At 67.1% G+C, this 19,030-nt stretch carries 19 protein-coding genes; 12 read left to right on the forward strand and 7 right to left on the reverse strand.

From position 1 onward, the window contains the following. Positions 1-120 precede the first annotated feature (120 nt). From RALTA_RS17960 to RALTA_RS17975, 4 genes are all read left to right on the forward strand, one after another. Positions 121-588 carry a (2Fe-2S)-binding protein gene (locus tag RALTA_RS17960; RefSeq protein ID WP_012355307.1) on the forward strand — a complete coding sequence of 156 codons (468 nt, stop codon included), beginning with the start codon at positions 121-123 and terminating at the stop codon, positions 586-588. Continuing rightward, a complete protein-coding gene (locus RALTA_RS17965) occupies positions 585-2,882 on the forward strand; it encodes a xanthine dehydrogenase family protein molybdopterin-binding subunit (protein WP_012355308.1) in 2,298 nt (765 codons plus the stop codon). Before RALTA_RS17960 ends, RALTA_RS17965 begins: the two co-directional genes overlap by 4 nt. Positions 2,883-3,162: 280 nt before the next feature. Then, complete coding sequence (locus tag RALTA_RS30805; protein ID WP_012355309.1) at positions 3,163-3,777, forward strand: hypothetical protein; 615 nt, start codon at positions 3,163-3,165, stop codon at positions 3,775-3,777. 358 nt (positions 3,778-4,135) lie between these two features. Further along, complete coding sequence (locus RALTA_RS17975) at positions 4,136-4,510, forward strand: hypothetical protein (RefSeq protein WP_012355310.1); 375 nt, start codon at positions 4,136-4,138, stop codon at positions 4,508-4,510. Positions 4,511-4,514: 4 nt separating this feature from the next. Here RALTA_RS17975 and RALTA_RS17980 read toward each other — a convergent pair whose 3' ends face one another. Continuing rightward, the gene (locus tag RALTA_RS17980; RefSeq protein ID WP_012355311.1) at positions 4,515-4,862 is read right to left on the reverse strand and encodes a hypothetical protein; all 348 of its coding nucleotides are present in this window, start codon (positions 4,860-4,862) and stop codon (positions 4,515-4,517) included. Here RALTA_RS17980 and RALTA_RS30325 point away from each other — a divergent pair. After that, a complete protein-coding gene (locus tag RALTA_RS30325; protein WP_157877194.1) occupies positions 4,861-5,073 on the forward strand; it encodes a hypothetical protein in 213 nt (70 codons plus the stop codon). The genes RALTA_RS17980 and RALTA_RS30325 overlap by 2 nt on opposite strands. Positions 5,074-5,169: 96 nt before the next feature. Here the strand turns inward: RALTA_RS30325 and RALTA_RS17985 are convergent, their stop codons facing one another. Continuing rightward, positions 5,170-5,928, reverse strand: a complete 759-nt coding sequence (locus RALTA_RS17985; RefSeq protein ID WP_081479500.1) for a DsbA family oxidoreductase — start codon at positions 5,926-5,928, stop codon at positions 5,170-5,172. A gap of 248 nt (positions 5,929-6,176) precedes the next feature. On the opposite strand from RALTA_RS17985, the gene RALTA_RS17990 reads away from it, so the two are divergent. The 5 genes from RALTA_RS17990 (at position 6,177) to phaZ (ending at position 11,159) form a co-directional block, all read left to right on the forward strand. After that, positions 6,177-7,196: an AraC family transcriptional regulator gene (locus RALTA_RS17990; protein ID WP_012355313.1), complete on the forward strand. Its 1,020-nt coding sequence runs from the start codon at positions 6,177-6,179 to the stop codon at positions 7,194-7,196. A 238-nt stretch (positions 7,197-7,434) separates the two neighbouring features. Further along, positions 7,435-7,899 carry a MaoC family dehydratase gene (locus RALTA_RS17995; RefSeq protein ID WP_012355314.1) on the forward strand — a complete coding sequence of 155 codons (465 nt, stop codon included), beginning with the start codon at positions 7,435-7,437 and terminating at the stop codon, positions 7,897-7,899. A gap of 124 nt (positions 7,900-8,023) precedes the next feature. After that, positions 8,024-9,715, forward strand: coding sequence for an alpha/beta fold hydrolase (locus RALTA_RS18000; protein WP_012355315.1), 1,692 nt, complete (start codon positions 8,024-8,026; stop codon positions 9,713-9,715). Positions 9,716-9,798: 83 nt separating this feature from the next. Then, positions 9,799-10,239 carry a hypothetical protein gene (locus RALTA_RS18005; RefSeq protein WP_012355316.1) on the forward strand — a complete coding sequence of 147 codons (441 nt, stop codon included), beginning with the start codon at positions 9,799-9,801 and terminating at the stop codon, positions 10,237-10,239. A 62-nt stretch (positions 10,240-10,301) separates the two neighbouring features. After that, entirely contained in the window at positions 10,302-11,159 is an 858-nt protein-coding gene (phaZ, locus tag RALTA_RS18010; RefSeq protein WP_012355317.1) for a poly(3-hydroxyalkanoate) depolymerase, read from the forward strand. Here the strand turns inward: phaZ and RALTA_RS18015 are convergent. The 5 genes from RALTA_RS18015 to cysD form a co-directional block, all read right to left on the reverse strand. After that, entirely contained in the window at positions 11,146-11,718 is a 573-nt protein-coding gene (locus tag RALTA_RS18015) for a J domain-containing protein (RefSeq protein WP_012355318.1), read from the reverse strand. The genes phaZ and RALTA_RS18015 overlap by 14 nt on opposite strands. Before the next feature lie 140 nt (positions 11,719-11,858). Then, complete coding sequence (locus RALTA_RS18020; RefSeq protein WP_012355319.1) at positions 11,859-12,089, reverse strand: hypothetical protein; 231 nt, start codon at positions 12,087-12,089, stop codon at positions 11,859-11,861. Between the two features lie 349 nt (positions 12,090-12,438). Continuing rightward, a complete protein-coding gene (locus tag RALTA_RS18025) occupies positions 12,439-13,578 on the reverse strand; it encodes a helix-turn-helix transcriptional regulator (protein WP_012355321.1) in 1,140 nt (379 codons plus the stop codon). A 121-nt stretch (positions 13,579-13,699) separates the two neighbouring features. Then, the gene (cysN, locus tag RALTA_RS18030; protein ID WP_012355322.1) at positions 13,700-15,622 is read right to left on the reverse strand and encodes a sulfate adenylyltransferase subunit CysN; all 1,923 of its coding nucleotides are present in this window, start codon (positions 15,620-15,622) and stop codon (positions 13,700-13,702) included. Beyond that, on the reverse strand, positions 15,622-16,518 hold the full coding sequence (gene cysD / locus RALTA_RS18035; RefSeq protein ID WP_012355323.1) for a sulfate adenylyltransferase subunit CysD: 897 nt from the start codon (positions 16,516-16,518) through the stop codon (positions 15,622-15,624). Before cysD ends, cysN begins: the two co-directional genes overlap by 1 nt. A gap of 212 nt (positions 16,519-16,730) precedes the next feature. Here cysD and RALTA_RS18040 point away from each other — a divergent pair, with 212 nt between their 5' ends. Both RALTA_RS18040 and RALTA_RS18045 read left to right on the forward strand, forming a co-directional pair. Further along, a complete protein-coding gene (locus RALTA_RS18040) occupies positions 16,731-17,843 on the forward strand; it encodes a DUF1214 domain-containing protein (RefSeq protein WP_012355324.1) in 1,113 nt (370 codons plus the stop codon). Continuing rightward, a complete protein-coding gene (locus tag RALTA_RS18045; protein WP_012355325.1) occupies positions 17,840-19,015 on the forward strand; it encodes a sulfotransferase family protein in 1,176 nt (391 codons plus the stop codon). The genes RALTA_RS18040 and RALTA_RS18045 overlap by 4 nt, the downstream gene beginning before the upstream one ends. The last annotated feature ends 15 nt before the right edge of the window (positions 19,016-19,030 follow it).

The raw sequence follows: 19,030 nt of genomic DNA on the forward strand, positions 1-19,030 counted from the left end.
GGGCAATCATCGAGACTACCGAGTGCGAGCCAGATAAGGCTCGTGTTCCCGGCTGGCTGTGGAAATTTGTGGGCGTGCGGATGCAAGCCCTGCCGCTATGCATATCGGTGGAGGTAACAGATGAATCTGCACGTCAACAACCAAGCGGTCAGCGTTGAATGCGACCCGGCCACCCCCTTGCTGTGGGTGCTGCGGGATCACCTGAACCTGACAGGCACGAAGTTCGGCTGCGGCGTCGCGGCTTGCGGCGCGTGTACCGTGCATCTGGATGGCGCGGCGGTGCGGTCCTGCGTCCTGCCCGTGGCGGCGGTGTCCGGCAAGCGCATCACCACGATCGAAGGGCTGGGCAGCGCGCCGGGCAAGCGCCACGCGCTGCAGCAGGCCTGGATTGACGAACAGGTGCCGCAATGCGGCTACTGCCAGTCGGGCATGCTGATGGCGGCGGCGGACCTCCTGGCCCGGCAGCCAGACCCTAGTGATTCCGACATCGACGCGGCGATCACCAACCTGTGCCGCTGCGGCACATATCCGCGCGTGCGCACCGCCATCAAGCGTGCCGCGAAGGCGCTGCGGGAGCGCCGCGCATGAACGCTAAGGCAACGACCCCGAGCCGCGGACGGCGCCGATTCCTGCTGGGGGCGCTCGGCCTTGGCGGCGCGCTGGTGGTGGGCTGGGGCGTGATGCCCCCGCGAAGCCGGCTTGGCGGTCCCGCGGTATTCCCTGAAAAGTCCGGCCAGATTGCCCTGAACGGCTGGATCAAGATCACCCCGGAAGGCAACGTCATCCTCGCCATGCCGAGGGTGGAGATGGGACAGGGCATCCACACCGCGCTGTCGATGCTGGCCGCCGAGGAACTCGATATGCCGCTGACGCGGGTGAGTATCGAGTCGTCACCCATCGAGCGGATCTATGGCAATGTCGTTACCATGGGCGACAGCTCGCTGCCGCTGCATCCGGACGATGCCGACAAGACCTGGGCGCGCGCACTGCACTGGATCATGGCCAAGAGCGCGCGAGAGATTGGCCTCATCATCACCGGCGCCAGCAGCAGCGTGGCCGACGGCTGGCAGCCAGTGCGTGAGGCCGCCGCGACCGCGCGCGCCAGCTTGGTGGAAGCTGCTGCGCGCGAATGGGGCGTGCGAGCGGCACAGGTCACGGTGCGGGAAGGCCAGCTCATTGGCCCGGGCGGCAAGCAGATGCCTTTCTCTGCCGTCGCGCGGAAGGCGCGCGACATTGCGCCGCCATCGAGCGTCACGCTCAAACCGGCTGCGCAATATCAACTGATTGGCAAGCCTGCACCGCGCAATGACATCGCCGCCAAGACGGATGGCAGCGCACGCTTTGCCATCGATGCGCGGCCGCCCGGCATGTTGTATGCGGCGGTCGTCATGTGTCCGGTGATTGGCGGCAAGCTCAAGACCTTCCAGTCGAAGGCGGCGCTTGCCATGCCCGGCGTGCGATATGTCGTGCCGTTCGACGGATCGACGGGTGGCGCACCGGGCGTGGCCGTGGTGGCAGACCACTACTGGCAGGCACGCCAGGCCCTGGAAAAGCTCGAACCGGTCTGGGACAACGGGCCGCATGCCTCGCTCGATTCCGCGGAAATCCGGCAGCAACTCGTCGGCGCGCTCGACAGCGACAAGGGCGGTTTCACGTACCGTTCGATGGGAGATGGCCTGAAGGCTTTTGACAAGACGGGTGGCGCAACCATCGTCGAGGCCGAATACAGTGTGCCGTACCTGGCGCATGCCGCCATGGAGCCGATCAACTGCACGGCGCAGGTGACGAGGGATGGCGTGCAGCTCTGGGCGCCCACCCAGGTGGCCACGCTGGCGCAACTGGTCGCCGCGCGCGCTGCAGGTGTGAGCCGGGACCAGGTGCAGATCGACATCCCGCTCATTGGCGGCGGATTCGGACGGCGGCTGGAGTCGGATTTCATCGGCCAGGCCGTATCGATCGCCACCAGAACCGAGGGCCGCCCGGTACAGGTGATCTGGGCGCGCGAAGACGACATCCGCCACGACTTTTATCGCCCGCAGGCCATCGCACGCCTGAAGGCGCGCGTCGAGAATGGCAAGGTGACGGCCATCGCCTCACGCAGCGCCGGGCAGTCGATCCTGGCCGGCGAGCTGGAGCGCCTGTTCGGCGTGCCGTCGCTCGGTATCGACCGCTATGCAGCCGAAGGCCTGTTCGACCTGCCGTATGAGATCGAGCACGAGCATATTGCGCACCTGGTGGTCGATTTGCCGGTGCCGATCGGATTCTGGCGCAGCGTCGGCCATTCCTACACGGCGTTCTTCCTGGAAGGCTTCCTGAACGACGTGGCGGCCGCTGCCAGGCTCGACCCGCTGGCGATGCGGCGGGACTTGCTCAAGGCGCATCCGCGTGAACTGAAGGTGCTCGACACCGCAGCGCAGGCGGCAGGCTGGAACCGGCCGCTGGCACCCGCCGCGGACGGCGCACCGCGTGCGCGCGGGCTTGCGCTGCACAACTCGTTCGGCTCGATGGTGGCACAAGTGGCAGAGGTGTCGCTCAAGGACGGAAAGCCGCGCGTGCACCGCGTCGTCTGCGCCGTGGACTGCGGGACGGTGGTCAATCCGGATATCGTTGCGCAACAGATGGAAAGCGGAATCATCTTCGGGCTGACCGCAGCGCTGTACAGCCAGATTCAGATCAAGGACGGGCGGATCGTTCAGACCAACTTCCCTGACTATCCGATGATGAAGATGGCGCAGACACCGGTAATCGAAACCCACCTCGTGCCCAGCACGGCAGAGCCCAGCGGCGTCGGTGAAATTGCCGTGCCGCCGATCGCGCCGGCCGTGGCTCATGCCGTCGCCCAGCTTACCGGCAAGCCGGTGCGGCAACTGCCAATGGTGTAAATCAACCGGCTCTCGCCAGAGTCCGCTTACCGACCTGCTTCGGCCGCCCGAGGGCGTAAGGGTGGCTGGCTGAAACTGCAGCCGGTCTCGGTCAGATGGTCATCGCGATACGGCAGCCGATCTCCGATCAACCCTCCTCAGCCATAGGCCCAATGCCAGGCTGAACGATAGGGTCTGCCGATAGGGCGCTGTCCGCGATGGATGTAGGCGATGCCCGTAGTGCCGTGGCTTGCTTGCCGGCTCAATCTATGCTTCATTGAAGCAGTGCGCCAGGACTTTGATGACGATGCGTACGCACGGCGCTGGTTTTTCGCGCACCAAAGTGCATCGGCCGATCCGTCATGGCATATCGTGGGGCAGGCCTGCGCGGCAGCAGTCGCGCAACGCCAGGGAGAAAGTCGATGCCGGCACGTTGCGCGGAATGGTGCCGCGTATCAACCGTATTTCCTCGAAGCAGCGCAAGGTCGACGCCATGGCGCTGGCCGAGCGCTTCGAGCAAGGAGGCGCCATGGCCATTCGTTGCCGGCGCATAACCGCTGCCGCCGGGATTGCCGCGGCCGTGTCGGCGTGGCCGGCCAGGGGCTACTTTGATCACTACCTGTCCGGCACCATCGTCGGCACGCTGGGCCAGGCCCAATTGAATTCCGCGTGGGACGTCTTTGGCAAGACCATGGACCAGTCCGCCGATGGCGCAAGCGTGGCGTTCAGCTTGCCGGCGGATCAGCGGCACCGCGCGGTGGAAGGATCGTTCACGCCGTTGCAGACGCGCACGGATCGCGGCGATGCCTGTCGGCAGGTGCGCAGCGAGTTCCGCCGCGCCGGGCAGTCGGAATCGTGGACCGGTTGGTATTGCAAGGAGCAGGGCGGCTGGAAGTCGCGCAAGCTGCCGGACTAGCGCTCGCGAGTCAATTTTGTGCACAAATTTCCGGTAGTGGCGGTGCGCGCCGTAAATCGGTTGAAATCCCATAAATGTCGTACTACCTTCATATCGCGTATTAAGCATGAACGCGCGCGTCTAATCAACGCGCATCGGCAGCCCGCACCCATCGGATTCGGAAACGGCATGTGTGCACGCCCCTGCCGCACAGGCGCCGCACCCGGTCGCGAGGAGGGAATATGGCCTTTCTGGTGAAACGACTGCCTGGTTGCAGCCGGGCGGCTGCTGGCGGCGCTGAAGGCTGTGGCGGCCGGTCGTTCGACCCCGGCTCCGGCTGGAGCGGGGTGACGCCATGACGTGCGCTACGGCGGGCGCCATGAAGCGCGCGGGCGCTGTGCCGGGTGTCGTGGCCGCGATTGGCGTGGTGCTGTGGCTGTCGGCGTGCGCATACCCTTACCCCGTCGAGCCGGTGACGATGGTGCCAACCACCTATCCCGGCTCGCAGCCTACGCGCTACGACCGCGCCTTTGACGCCGCGGCCGGGGCCCTGCGCGACCAGGGGGTCACGATCCAGGTGCAGGACGCGACGGCCGGCACTATCGCCGGCAGCCGCAACAACCGGCCGGTGTCGGCAAGCGTGCGGCGCCAGGGCGACGGGTCGGTGCGGGTCCAGTTCGACGGCGGCGACCCTGATGACCCGGGCCTGATGCAGCGCATCTCGCGCAGCTATGACGCGCGCATGGGGCGCTGAGCCGCTACGTGCAGTTGGCCCGGTAGGCTTCCTGCAGAGACTTACGGGACTTGTCGCGCTCGATCTTGGGGATCGTGCGTCCCTGGGCGGTCTGCGTGGCCGGACCGGAAGACTGGTAGGCGCGCTGTTTCGAGGTGGCGTTGTACTGCGCCTTCAGCGATTCGCATTTGGCCCGCCTGGCGTCGTCCGGATCTTCGCTGGCGGCAGCCGGCGGGCGGTAGGGGCTGGCGCCGCCCTGCACGGCCTCGGCGATGGCGCCGGCGGCATCCGGCGCCGAGCCCTGCTGTGCGCTTGCTGCGGTGCAGCCCAGCGCCAGCAGCGCCACGGCCATGCATTGTCTGGAGATCAGCATGAAAGCCCCCGGTTGCGATCGGCAATGCCGCATGGCGGTGCCGCGGGCCGCGAGCACCATTGCCCGATCGTCCGGCCCGACAACCATGATATGTGCCAAGGCGTGGATTGCCCAATGGGAGTTCTGGCGGTCCATGGCGTGCTTTGCCGCGGTGGCGGTGTTCGGCGCGATATCGGGCATCGGCCTAGCGCCTGCGGCCGGCACGGGGTGAGCCGCGGCGGTTCGGCGGCGTTTTTTCTGGGTGTCTTCGCGTATCAGGGGTGGGAGGGTTTGTCGGGCCTCGGCCTTGCGGCCAGCGCTCGAGTCCTCAGCCAGCCGCCAACGTGGCGCGCCGTTTGGCACGTGCCAGCGCCTGGTGCATGGTTTGGAGCAGCACCTCGGGCGGCCGCGCACCCGACACGCTGTGCGTGCCGTTGAACATAAAACAGGGAACGCCAAGACCGGCGCGCGCCGGCGGGTCGAGCGGGCCGTGCACCGATGGCAGCCAGTCCAGGTCATGCGCGCCGGTGCTGTCGGCATGCTCTGGCAAGGCGATGCCGCACGACGCCGCGGCCTGCCGCAGCAAGCGCGGGTCACCGATGTTCTCGCCGCGAATGAAGTAGCGCTGGAACAGTTCTTCGATCAGCAAGCCAGCCACGTCGGCGCCCGCCTGCTGGCGCGCATGGCGCACGAGCCGGTGGGCCAGCAGCGTGTTCGGGAAGGTTTCGATGCGCTCCAGCGCCAGCGTGAGGCCGGCATCCCTTGCCGCGGCACGCACCTGCGCCTGGCGCATCGCCACGGCCTCCGGGCTGCCCAGCCGCGCCAGATAGAACTCGCGGTACGGAAGGCCGGCAGGCGGGGTCGTGGGGATCAGCGGGTAAGACCGCCACGCCACCTGCACGACAACGTCCGGGCGCTCGCGGCCCAGCCAGTCGATGGCGGTTTCCAGGTGCCTTTTGCCGATCAGGCACCAGGGGCAGATCAGGTCGAAATAGGCCTCGACCGAAAGCGTCGCCGGTTGGTCCAGGGCAAACGACTGGCGCCTGGAACCGTTGTCGGGGTGTGGGGAATTGTCGGGGCATTGCATGCGTTGGCTCCTGATCATCTCATCGGTGCGCGCGCCTGCGGGGTATCCGGCGGCGCGGTTCGGCGGCTTTTGTTGCCGTCGGCGGTGAGCACGGAGTTTGGTTCAGTGAGGCCAGGAAATCTTGACGATACGGGACGATCAATTGACATTTCGTGACAGGCAGGGAAAACACGATGTCCGGCAGGCCCCTGGCAGCTTGCGCGTTCGCGGAAGGCAGCCGCAGAATGCGCCGACCTCTTTCCCGCGGCATGCATTGCCGGCGCGCTAGCGTGAACGCTTTGTCTCCTACCGTCCCCATCTCCGTCGTCAACGGCTTTCTTTGCGGCGCCGACCCCATGGCGATCGCGCGGCTGGCGCAGCGTTCCGGCATTGCGGCCGAACTGCTGGCGGAGCCGGCGGCGCGCGTGACGCAAGAGCAGTTCGCTACGTTGTACCGGCTGCTCGCGCACGAACACGACGATGAAATGCCGGGCATCTTCAGCCGCCCGCTGCGCAATGGCACGCTCAAATACCTGTGCCTGAGCTTGCTGGATGCGCCAAGGCTGGAAGTGGCACTGCACCGGTTCGGGCAGTTCTTCCACCTGATCCTCGACGATTTCCGCGTCGAGTCGCGGCGCGATGGGGCTTCGGGCTATGTGGAGCTGGTGGAGTATCCGGCGTCGCCCGCCGTCAGCATGCTGGGCCGCGAACTGATGCTGAAGCTGGTGCATGGCGTCACGTCGTGGCTGGTTCGCAAGGAGATTCCGCTGCAGGCGGTGGAACTGCCATCCGGCCGGCCGCCGCTTGCCAGCGACCATCTCTACCTGTTTCCCGGTCCGGTCCATTTCGGCTGCCAGCGGACCCGCATGATCTTTGACGCGGCTTTCCTCGACATGCCGGTGCGCCAGCGCAAGCCGGACCTGGAGAAATTCCTGGCGCGTGCGCCCGAGGACTGGATCTTTGTCTCGTTCGCCGAGCAGATGACCTGCCATCGCGTGCGGCAGTACGTGGCCGACCGCCTGCCGGATCCGCCCACGATCGAGGCCGCGGCGCTGGCGCTGCATTGTTCGGTGCGCACGCTGTGCCGCCGCCTTGCCGCGGAAGGCACCACATTCCAGGCCATCAAGGACGATGTCCGGCGCGATATCGCCATCCAGCGCCTGACGCGTTCCGAGGATCCGATCGCGGCCATTGCCTTCGACGTGGGCTTCGACAATCCCACCGCGTTCCATCGTGCCTTTCGCCACTGGACTGGCAGCACGCCGAACGCCTACCGCCACGCGCCGTAGCCGCGTATCGCAGCCAGGCAATGTGCCCGGCAATGACGGCCGGCGACTGACCGTTCCCGCCACCACGGGCGGCTTCGCGTGCGCATGGCGCGGCTGCCGCGGCACATGCGCGCAAAGCGGCAGGTTTTGTCAGCGATTGGGCCGGATTTGGTAGCCGCCCTGGCGCGCGTCGCCACTACGATGCGGGCATCAGATCCGCGCGGGCCAACGCGCGGCACCGAATCAAGCGAGGAGACCTATGGCAATCGAAGGCTACAGCATGGCAACGCTCTGCGCGTTCGTCGGCAAGGAACTCGGCGTGTCCGAGTGGATGGAAGTGGACCAGGCGCGCATCGACGCGTTCGCGGAATGCACGGAGGACCGCCAGTGGATCCATGTCGATGTCGAGCGCGCCCGCAAGGAGAGTCCGTTCGGCGGCACCATCGCCCATGGGTACCTGACGCTGTCGCTGCTGGCGGGAAAGCTGACCGGCATGGGCGTGGTGCCGGGCGACGCGCGCGCCGCGGTGAACTACGGCCTGGAGAAGACCCGCTTCCTGGCGCCGGTCAGGGCAGGCGTGCGCGTGCGCAACCGCGTCAGGCTGTTGGCCGTCGATGACAAGGGCGACGGTCGCGTGCTGTTGCGCATGGAGAACACGATGGAAGTCGAGGGTGAAGCCAGGCCCGCCATGGTGGCGGAAGCCCTCGCACTTGTCATGGCATGAAGCGTGACATGACACGGGAACATTGCAGAAGACAAGGCAGAGCAGGAGCAGCAACATGACAACCGCATCCAGGGCGCACGGGCCGGCCAGCAAAGCCGGCAGGAACCGGCAGGCCGCGACGGTGATGGCCGCCACCGCGGCCAGGGCCATCGAAACCATCGAAGCCATCGACGCGAACCCGGCGCTGGCCGGTCCCAATCCATTCGTCGGCCTGAGGCCGGAGGACTTCGTCAGCGCCGCGCAGCAGATCGGCGCGCAGTGCGTACAGGAGCCGGTGCTGGTGCTCGAGCAGCAGGCGCAACTGGCGCACGATCTCGTCAGCGTCCTGGATGGCTCGGCGCCGTTGCCGTCGGCGCGGGACCGGCGCTTTGGCGATGCCGCCTGGCGCGATAATCCGCTGTACCGCATGTCGCTGCAGGGCTACCAGGCCTGGCGAGACGCACTGGGCGGCTTTGTGCAACGCTCGGTGATGGACGCGCGCAGCAAGCACCGCGCGCAGTACTTCACCGAGCTGGTGATCGATGCGCTGGCCCCGACCAATACCCTGCTGGGCAATCCCGCCGCGCTGAGAAAGACGGTGGAGTCGTGCGGGATGAACCTGGTCAGCGGGCTGGCCAACCTGGTCGCCGATACCCTGAGCAACGGCGGCATGCCGGCCCAGGTGGACAAGGAAGCCTTCAGCGTCGGCCAGAACCTGGCGACGACACCGGGCACGGTGGTGTTCCGCAACGAAGTGCTGGAACTGATCCAGTACGCGCCGTCCACGGCCCGCGTGCATGCGCGGCCGCAGCTGATCGTGCCGCCGCAGGTCAACAAGTTCTATGTGTTCGACCTGGCCAGCGGCAAGAGCATGGTGGAGTACCTGCTGGCGCAGGAGCTGCAGGTATTCATCGTCAGCTGGCGCAATCCCACCGCGGCGCAGCGCGACTGGAACCTGGATACCTATGTCAGCGCGCTGATCGAGGCGATCGGGGCGATCCGCGACATCACCGGCAGTGCCGACGTCAACCTGCATGGCGCCTGCTCCGGTGCGATGACCATGGCGGCGTTGATGGGTTATTGCGCCGCCAGCGGCGAAAAGCTGGTGCATGCCGCGACGCTGATGGTCTCGGTGTTCGGACTCGATGCGGAGTCGCAGCTCGGGCTGGTCAGCACGCCCGAGGCCGTCACGGCGGCGCGGCAGGGCAGCCAGGCGCTCGGCGTGCTCGACGGCGCGGCGCTGGGACGGATTTTCGCCTGGCTGCGGCCGAACGACCTGGTGTGGAATTACTGGGTCAACAACTACCTGCTCGGCAATGCGCCGCCGGCCTTTGATGTCCTCTACTGGAACAACGACACCACGCGGCTGCCCGCCGGCCTGCATGGCCAGTTCCTCGACATGCTTACGATGAACCAGCTCGCCACGCCGCGCACGCTGCACGTGCTGGGCCACGCCATCACGCTGTCGGACGTAACCTGCGACAAGTATGTGTTGGCCGGCATGACCGACCACATCACGCCATGGAAGGCGGTTTACCGGTCGATGCGCGCCTTTGGCGGACGCACCGAGTTCGTGCTGAGTTCCAGCGGCCACGTGCAGAGCCTGGTCAATCCCCCCGGCAACCCGAAGGCGAAGTTCTTCCGCGACGGCGCGCAGGCCGCCGATCCGCAGGCCTGGCTTGACGGCGCGACCGCCGTGCAGGACTCATGGTGGGAACACTGGAGCCAGTGGCTGAAGGCGCGTTCAGGACCAAAGCGCCGCGCCCCCGACATTCCCGGCAGCGCGAAGTTCGCACCCTGTGGCGTGGCGCCCGGACGCTATGTGACCGAAGCGTGATGCGCAGGTCCATGGGCGCCGGCTCATGCCCGGCCGCCAACGCAGTTTCGATTTTTGCAACCCAACCGTGAGGAGATACCCAGATGGAATCGACCAACACCGCGGACGCCGCCGCCCGGCAGGCGTCGCAGGCCCCGCACCGCAAGCTGCTTGACTTCGTCCGGCACAATCGCCTGGACCCGGCCGCGATCCTCGAGTCGCGCCGCAAGGACATCGAGGCGCTGGCCAGCATCAACATCACGCTGCTGGCCGGCCTGCAATCGGTGGTGCGCCTGCAGGCCGAGTACCTGTGCGACACCGCCGCCGACCTGCAGGCGCTGGCGCGCGGCGGCGAGTCCGCCGAGGGCAAGGCTTCTGCCGGGGCGGCACAAGCGCTGCCGCGCTCGCTGCACAAGGCCGTGGCCGGCCTGCGCGGCCTGAGCGATACGCTCTACAAGGCCCAGGCGGACAGCATCGCCACGGTCGGCCGGCGCATCGCCGAGAACGTTGAGGAGGTCAAGGGCATCCTGCGCCCCAAGGCATAAACGCGGCGGGCATGGCCGGCGCGACCGCCATGCCCGCGCGCCAACGTCTCCAGGACGAACTGATGACAACCATCGATGCCGGCACGCAAGCCGGCCACAAGCTCCAGGTCCGGACCGTGGATCTGGACGGCCAGGTACTCAGGACTGGCATCCGGCCGGGCCGCGACGCCGGCCCGCCGCTGCTGGTGTTCAACGGCATCGGCGCCAACTTCGAACTGCTCCAGCCCTTTGTCGACGCACTGCCCGACATCGAAGTGATTCTCTTCGACGTCCCCGGCGTCGGCGGGTCGCCCCCGCCGCTGATGCCTTACCGCTTCTCCAGTCTGTGCGTGCTGGCCGACCGGCTGCTGTCGCGCCTTGGCTATGATGGCCAGGTCGATGCGCTTGGCGTGTCGTGGGGCGGAGCGCTGGCGCAGGAGTTTGCCCGGCTTCATGCCCACCGTTGCAGGCGCCTGGTCCTGGCGGCCACCTCGCCCGGCGTCATCATGGTGCCCGGCAGACTGTCAGTGCTGACCAAGATGATCGGCCTGCGCCGCTATACCGATCCGCAGTTCCTGCGCCGCGTTGGCGCCGACCTGTATGGCGGCGCCTTGCGCCATGACCCCGCATGGCTCGACCAGCATGGCCGGCACATGCGGCCGCCGCGCGGACGCGGCTACCTCTACCAGCTGCTGGCGGCCTGGGGCTGGAGCAGCCTGCCCTGGCTGGGCGCGCTGAAGCAGCCCACGCTGGTGATGCACGGGACCGACGACCCGATCGTGCCGCCGGTCAATGCCAGGATCCTGGCCGCCGCCATTCCCCACGCGGCGCTGCAGCTGGTCGACGACGGGCACCTCTTTCTTGTGACTGGCGCCGAGAGCGCGGCCAGAACCATCGGCCGCTTCCTGCGCGCTCCGGAAGCGGCTGCTAGCGAAACCTGAACAGGCCTTGCCAGAAGGCCTCGAACGCGCTGATGGGAATCTCGGTACGCGCGGTGCCGGCATCCGCCGGCGCTACGGCCTCGTCGCATGCCTGCCCGGCGCATGCCTGGCGCGACGCCTGCAGGGCATGAACGCTGTCGGCAATTTGTGCGGCAAGGTCCGTCTCGCAGTCCTTGCCCAGCAGGACGCCGAACAGGACGTCGCGCGAATGCCCCGCGTCGGCAAAGCGCATCGCGATGGCAACCATCTGCTCGTAATGTTCCTGCGCGACGCGTCGCGCTTCCTCCTGGGCCTGGCGTTCCTCGGCCTCTTGCGCTGCGTGCTCGGCTTCCCACCGGCGCATTTCGCGTTCGAAGACGTCGTCGTAGACCTGGCGCTGCTCGGCGTCGGACAGGATCGCATAGGCATCGCGAATCTGCTGGAAGGCCGCATGGCTTTCGGCTTCGCGACCGGGATTGCGGTCCGGATGCCATTTCATTGCCGCACGGCGATAGGCAAGCTTGATCTCATCCAGGGTGGCATCGGCCTGTACGCCAAGCGTCGCGTAGAGCGTGGTCATGGAAAGCGGGGCGCAGGAGAACGTAGGCGTTCATGCTAGCACGCCGCCACGTCCCTGAGCATCGCGGCTTCACACACTTCCTGCGGCTCTCCAGGCGGCCGACAGGAATATGCGGAAGGATCCTGGTGTCGGGGGTCTTTTCAGGCGGTTTGCCGGCGTGCCTTGCCCTCGCTTGCGCGAACACGACCGACGGCCTTGAGAAAGGCGTAGCCTTGAATCGTGACGTGCGGGTGTGCACGGGTTGGCCCGAGACGCTCGAGCGTAATGAACTGCTTGTCAAGCAGCGCCTGCATGTCCGCGTCGTCCAGTTCGGTGGCGTCGGAGTGGTCGTTCACCAGGACCAGCGTGGCGATTTCATGATGACTCAGCACAGTTGTCTCCCAAGCTATAGGTCTGTTCTTGCTACGGGACTACACTACACCGCAGGTCCGCCTGGATCGGAAGGTCCAGTCATCGCAGACCACAGACTGGCAAAGGCAGGCTTGCCGCTCGCGCCAGAGACTCCATCTTAGGTGCCCTTCACCGGTGCTTCAATGTTCTTGTCGACGGTCTCGACTGTTTTCTGCTTTGGGCCCGAGGTGCCTTGATGTGGGCGATATCCCCACCGGTTATTAGCCCGACCGGTCGGTCGTTGATTCGCCAGGCGCGCTTCGACCATGCAAGCCAGCGATGAACGCAAAGTTTGAGCCGCGGTGACGCTAGCGGGCCGTTCTTCGTCCTTCACCCCATTCCCACCACACTGGACAGCAACATCTTCACCAGTACCGCCTGCCTGGTAGCGCCCGTCTTCGCAAAAATCCCCCGCAAATGCGCCCGTGCGGTGTTCTTCTTCACGCCAAGCCGCGTCGCCGCTTCATCGAGGGTCAGCCCATCGACCATCAGCAGGGCCAACTCGATCTCGGTGGGGGTCAGGTGGAACAGCTTGCGCAGGCTGGCGTGGGTGTTGCGCGGCGAACCGGCGGGATCGCGGATGAAGACCGCTACCGCGGGGCGGCGGGCCTTGTCCTCGCTGCGGTAGCTGAGCGGGATGGGCCGCACCAGCACGCTGAGCGGCGTGGGCGCGGCGGGCCGGCTGAGCGTAGTGACTTCGCTGCGCGGCGCCGCCAGCGCGTGCGCCTGGGCAGCGCCTTCCAGGATCTTGCGGAAGCGGCGGTTTTCCATCGGGCAGTGCGCGTGCAGCGCGCCGTCTGCCAGGTAGAGGCCGTCGCGGGCGCGCAGCAGCCGGCCGGCGACGTCGTTGCTGCGGATGCAGCGGCCGTGCTCGTCGAGGATGACCGTGCCCACTTGCAGACGGTCGACCGCCTCGGCGTAAAGCGACCGCTCGGAGGCCAGCACGTCGAGCGCGGCATGCAGGTCGACAGCGCGCTTCAGGTGGGGCAGCAGATCCTGTAGCAGCGCCTTGTCGGCGGTGGTGAAGTCTTGTGCCGCTGCGGTGCGGCTGATGAACAGGGCGCATTCGACGCCATCCGGCGTGACCAGGTTGGCGGCCAGGATGTAGCGCAGGCCGAGTGGCTGGAGGTATTGCACGTAGAACGGATGTGCCAGCCAGCCGGATTCGCCGAACAGTTCGTCGGCGCTGAAGAGGCGGTCGGGGTGCAGGTCCAGGAAGGGGCACAGCGCGTAGTACTGCTCGCTGTAGGAAGGTTCACCCGGCAGGTGGGGGCCGTAGTCCGAGGCATTGACGATCAGGCCGGGGCGGTCGGTGGCGGGGTGGCGCAGCACCAGCGTGACGAAAGCGGCGGCGAGTCGCTGGCGGAGGCTTTCGAGGAAGGTGGCCCAGGGGACGGGCTCGGTCGGGCCCTGGTAGAGCTGCGCGAGCAGGGCGCTGAGTTCGGCGGCTGGAAGGGAAGCTGGCAGCATGGTCGAGGCGATTCGGTGGGCCGCCGGCGTACTCCCTCTCCCGCAGCGGGAGAGGGAGTACGCAATCGGTCAGCTTTTCCCATCGTACTCACCCCCACCCCCGCCTCATCGTCCGTTCAGCCTAGGGCCTGTCCCTGAGCCACGCCACGATCCGCTCCGCCGCCTGTTCGGCGCTGTCGCCGGTGGTGTCGATGCGGATTTCCGGGTGCTCGGGCGGCTCGTAGGGCGAGTCGATGCCGGTGAAGTTCTTCAGTTCACCGCGGCGCGCCTTGCGGTACAGGCCCTTGGGGTCGCGCTGCTCGGCCACCGCCAGCGGCGTGTCGATGAAGACCTCGATGAACTCGCCGTCGCCGGCCAGCGCGCGCGCCATCTCGCGTTCGGAGCGGAAGGGGGAAATGAACGACACCAGCACGATCAGCCCCGCGTCCAGCATCAGCCTGGCCACTTCCGCCACGCGCCGGATGTTCTCGATGCGGTCCGCTTCAGAGAAGCCCAGGTCCTTGTTCAGGCCATGACGGACGTTGTCGCCATCGAGCAGATAGGTGTGGTGGCCGAGCGCGTGCAGGCGCTTTTCCACCAGGTTGGCGATGGTGGACTTGCCGGCGCCGGACAGTCCGGTAAACCAGACGATGCGCGGCGACTGGTGCTTGAGCGCGGCATGCGCGCGGCGATCGACGTCGATGGCCTGCCAGTGGACGTTCTGTGCCCGGCGCAGCGCAAAGTGCAGCATGCCGGCGCCGACCGTGTTGTTGGTCAGGCGGTCGATCAGGATAAAGCCGCCCAGCTCGCGATTGCGCGTGTACGGGTCGAACGCCACCGGCTGGTCCAGGTGCAGGTTGCACACGCCGATCTCGTTCAGCTCCAGCGTGCGCGCGGCCAGGTGTTCGAGCGTATTGACGTTGACCTTGTACTTCGGCTGCGCCACGGTCACGCCCACGGTGCGCGTGCCCAGCTTGAGCAGGTAAGGACGTCCGGGCAGCATGGCGTCCTCGTTCATCCATACCAGCGTGGCCTCGAACTGGTCGGCCACCGCGGGCGGGTCTTCGGCGCAGGCCAGCACGTCGCCGCGGCTGACGTCGATCTCGTCGGCCAGGGTCAGCGTCACCGCCTGGCCGCGCATGGCCTGCTCGCATTCGGCGCCGGCGCCGACGATGCCGGTGACGCGGCTTTCGCGGCCGGAGGGTAGCGCGCGCACGCGGTCGCCACGCCGGATCACGCCGGCGCTGACCGTGCCGGCAAAGCCTCGGAAGTCCAGGTTGGGGCGGTTGACCCACTGCACCGGCAGCCGGAACGACTCGTCCTGCGCGGGCGCTTGGTCGATCGGCACGCTTTCCAGGTGGTCCATCAGCGTCGGGCCCTGGTACCACGGCGTATTGGCGCTGGCTTCGGTGATATTGTCGCCGCGCAGCGCGGACATCGGGATGCAGACGATATCGGTCAGGCCGATCTGCCGCGCGAACTCGCGGTACTCCTTCTCGATGCGCGTATGGACTTCGCGCGAGTAATCCACCATGTCGAGCTTGTTGACTGCCAGCACCACGCGCCGGATGCCCAGCGTGGCCACCAGGTAGCTGTGGCGCCGCGTCTGCGTCTGCACGCCGCGGCGCGCGTCGACCAGCAGGATGGCCAGGTCGGCGGTGGAGGCGCCGGTGACCATGTTGCGCGTGTATTGCTCGTGCCCGGGGGTGTCGGCGACGATGAACTTGCGCTTGTCGGTGGCGAAGAAGCGGTAGGCCACGTCGATGGTGATGCCCTGTTCGCGCTCGGCGGCCAGGCCGTCCACCAGCAGCGCAAAGTCCAGGTTCTCGCCCTGCGTGCCCATCTTCTTCGAGTCGGCCTCGAGCTGGGCCAGCTGGTCCTCGAACAGCATCTTCGATTCATACAGCAGGCGGCCGATCAGCGTGCTCTTGCCGTCGTCGACGCTGCCGCAGGTGATAAAGCGCAGCAGGCTCTTGCTTTGCTGGGCGCGCAGATATTGTGCGATCTCGCTCTGCGTCCCGACGGGTTGCGCCATTGCCGGCGCGTTGTCGATCAGGGTTTCCATCAGAAGTATCCCTCCTGCTTCTTCTTCTCCATCGAACCGGCCGAATCGCTGTCGATCAGCCGCCCCTGGCGCTCCGACGTGGTCGCCCGCAGCATTTCCTGGATGATGCCGCCAAGCGTGTCGGCCTCGCTCTCGATTGCGCCGGTGAGCGGGTAGCAGCCCAGCGTGCGGAAGCGGACCTTGCGCAGTTGCGGCGTTTCACCAGGGCGCAGCGGCAGGCGCTCGTCATCGACCATGATCAGCGTGCCGTCGCGTTCGACGACAGGCCGTTCCCTGGCGAAGTACAGTGGCACGATGGGAATCTCGTTCAAATAGATGTACTGCCAGATATCGAGCTCGGTCCAGTTCGACAGCGGGAACACGCGCAGGCTCTCGCCCTTGCGCTTGCGCGTGTTGTACTGGCGCCAGAGTTCGGGGCGCTGCATCTTGGGGTCCCAGCGGTGCTGCGCGGTGCGGACCGAGAACACGCGCTCCTTGGCGCGGGATTTCTCTTCATCGCGGCGCGCGCCGCCGAAGGCCGCGTCAAAGCCGTAGTGGTCCAGCGCCTGCTTCAGCCCCTGCGTCTTCCACACGTCGGTGTGGACAGCCGAGCCATGCTCGTGCGGGCTGATCTTGCGGGCCAGCCCTTCGGGGTTGATGTGCACGCGCAGGTCCAGCCCCAACCTGGCGGCGGTCTGGTCGCGGAACGCGATCATCTCGCGGAATTTCCACGTGGTATCGACATGCAGCAGCGGGAACGGCGGCCGCGCGGGATGGAAGGCTTTCATCGCCAGGTGCAGCATCACGGCGCTGTCCTTGCCGATGGAATAGAGCATGACGGGGTTTTCGCATTCCGCCACCACCTCCCGCATGATGTGGATGCTTTCCGCCTCCAGTTGCTCCAGGTGGGTCAACATCGGGGTCTCCTCTTGGTTTGCCGGCGCCGCGCAGGGTTGTCGCGGCCGTCTGGCATGGAGCAAAGGTAGCGAGCCGGGGGCCTGCGCCACTTCGTCCGGGCGGACTAAGAAATCGCGGGCCGCGGCGCGCATTTCCTAGTCCACCCGGACGAGGAAGGGGCCGCCCCGCGCTGGGTATCGTTGCTGCGCCGACCAACCACGGGAGCAGGCAGATGGCGACCTCCGCCGAAGACCAATTGCTGAGCGGCCAGACCTGGGCCGAGTTTTGCGAGGTGCTCAAGCGCAGCGGGCAGCAGATCCTGCGCCCGGAAGCGCCGGCGGACGCGATCACGCGCGCCGAGGGCTTCCGCTACCTGAGCCGCCTGCTGCGCATTGCGCTGGAAATGCATGTGGAATTCGCCGATCCGGCGTTCCCCGGCTTCTTCTCGCCGTCGCACGAGACCGCCAAGATCGGCGCGGACAATCCGGACAACCTGTACCGCTACGCGCGCCTGGACGGCAACGCGGCGTACCGCATCCGCGGCCGGCGCGGCACGGTGGCGTACCTTAGCTTCGGCACGCAGAAGGGCGGCTATGAAACCGACGGACGCATGGTCCAGACCGGCTTTATCGACAGCAACCATCTGGCGGTGGCGGCGGACGGCAGTTTCGAGATCGTGCTCAGCGCCGAGCCGCAGCAGCAGGGCAACTGGGTGCGCATGGAGCCGGCCACCAATGCGCTGGTGGTGCGCCAGACCTTCCTCGACCGCAAGGCGGAGACGCCGGCGGAACTGCAGATCGAGCGCATCGACGCCAACGGCAAGCCGCCCGCGCTGAGCGCGGAGCGCCTGCACGCCGGCCTGCAGCGCGCGGCGGGCTTTGTCGAGGGCACCGCGCGCATCTTTGCCGACTGGGCCGAGGGCTACGGCGGCCATGTCAACGCGCTGCCGCCCGCGGACCAGGCGGTGTGCCAGGCGGCGGGCGGCGATCCCAACATCTTCTATTACCACTCGTGCTGGCAGCTGGCCGATGACGAGGCGCTGGTGGTCGAGGTCGACCGGGTGCCGGATTGCGAGTTCTGGAACTTCCAGATCAACAACTACTGGATGGAATCGCTCGACTACCGCTACCACGACATCTGCCTCAACAAGCACGGCGCCCGGCTGAACGCCGACGGCGGCGTTACGGTGATTCTCAGCGCGCGCGATCCCGGCTTGCCCAACTGGCTGGAAACCGCCGGCCATCACAACGGCACCATGTGCTGGCGCTGGGTCGGCGCGGCGCAGCCGGTACATCCGCGCACGCGCGTGGTCAAGGTGACATCGCTCAGGGAGAACAAGGCATGAACGCCATCGATGTGGAACGCCTGCTGGCGCAGGCGAGCAAGCAGGCCGGCGGCCTGGACGACTTCGGTCCGGGCAACTATCGCGAGGCGCTGCGGGTGCTGTCGGATTCGCTGGCACGCGAAGCCAACCTGTCGCCGCAAGGCGCGCTGATGCTGGAAGGCAAGCTGCAGGCCCAGCTGGTGAACCGGCTGGTGATCCAGGACTACTGCCGCCGCCATCCGGAAATCCTGCAGGAGCGCGTGGAGGACCCGCTGGTCATCGTCGGCCTGCCGCGCACCGGCACCACGCTGCTGCAGCGCATGCTGGCCACCGACGCGCGCTTCAGCTCGGCGGCGTGGTGGGAGACCCGCTATCCGGCCCCGCTGCCCGGCGAGAACGTGCGCGATCCCAGCCGGCGCATCGCCGCGGCGCGCGAGGAAGTCGCGCAGATGATCCGCTTTATTCCGGACATCCTGGCCATCCACCCGCTCGACGCGATGGCCGCCGACGAGGAGTTCATGCTGATGGAGCATTCGTTCCTGTGCGCGATGGATTCCTACGCCAACGTGCCGGCATACACCAGCTGGCTGGCGCGGCAGGACCACACCGAGGTCTATGCCTGCCTGAAGACCATGCTGCAGTTCCTGCAGTGGCAGAAGCGCCAGCGAGGGGAGAACGCGACGGTGCCGGCGCAGCGCTGGGTGCTGAAGACCCCGCAGCACCTGCATACGCTGGAGGTGCTGTTCCGGGTGTTCCCGGGCGCGCAGGTGGTGCTGACCCATCGCGATCCGCTGCAGACCATCCCGTCGATGGCGAGCATGGCGCATACGCTGTGGAAGCTGTATGCCGACGATCCGGATCCCGTCACGGCCGGCCGCCAGTGGAGCGAACAGATGCGGCGCGGCACCGACCACGCCATGGCCGTGCGCGACGCCATGCCCGCCGAGCGCTTCCTCGACGTGCGCTTCGAGGACACGGTGCGCGATCCCTTCGGCGTGGCGCAGGCGGTCTACCGCTTCGCCGGCATGCCGCTGACCGAAGCCGCGCGCGCCGGCATGTGGGCCTGGATGGAGAACAACCCGCGCAACCAGCGCGCGGCGCACGCCTATACGCCCGAGCGGTTCGGGCTCAGCCAGGCGCAGCTCGAGCGCGATTTCGCGGACTATCGGGCGCGGCACATCTTGAACCACTAATACCGAAAGACATCG

Origin of the sequence: Cupriavidus taiwanensis LMG 19424, assembly GCF_000069785.1 — a bacterium.
GTDB classification, from domain to species: Bacteria; Pseudomonadota; Gammaproteobacteria; order Burkholderiales; family Burkholderiaceae; genus Cupriavidus; species Cupriavidus taiwanensis.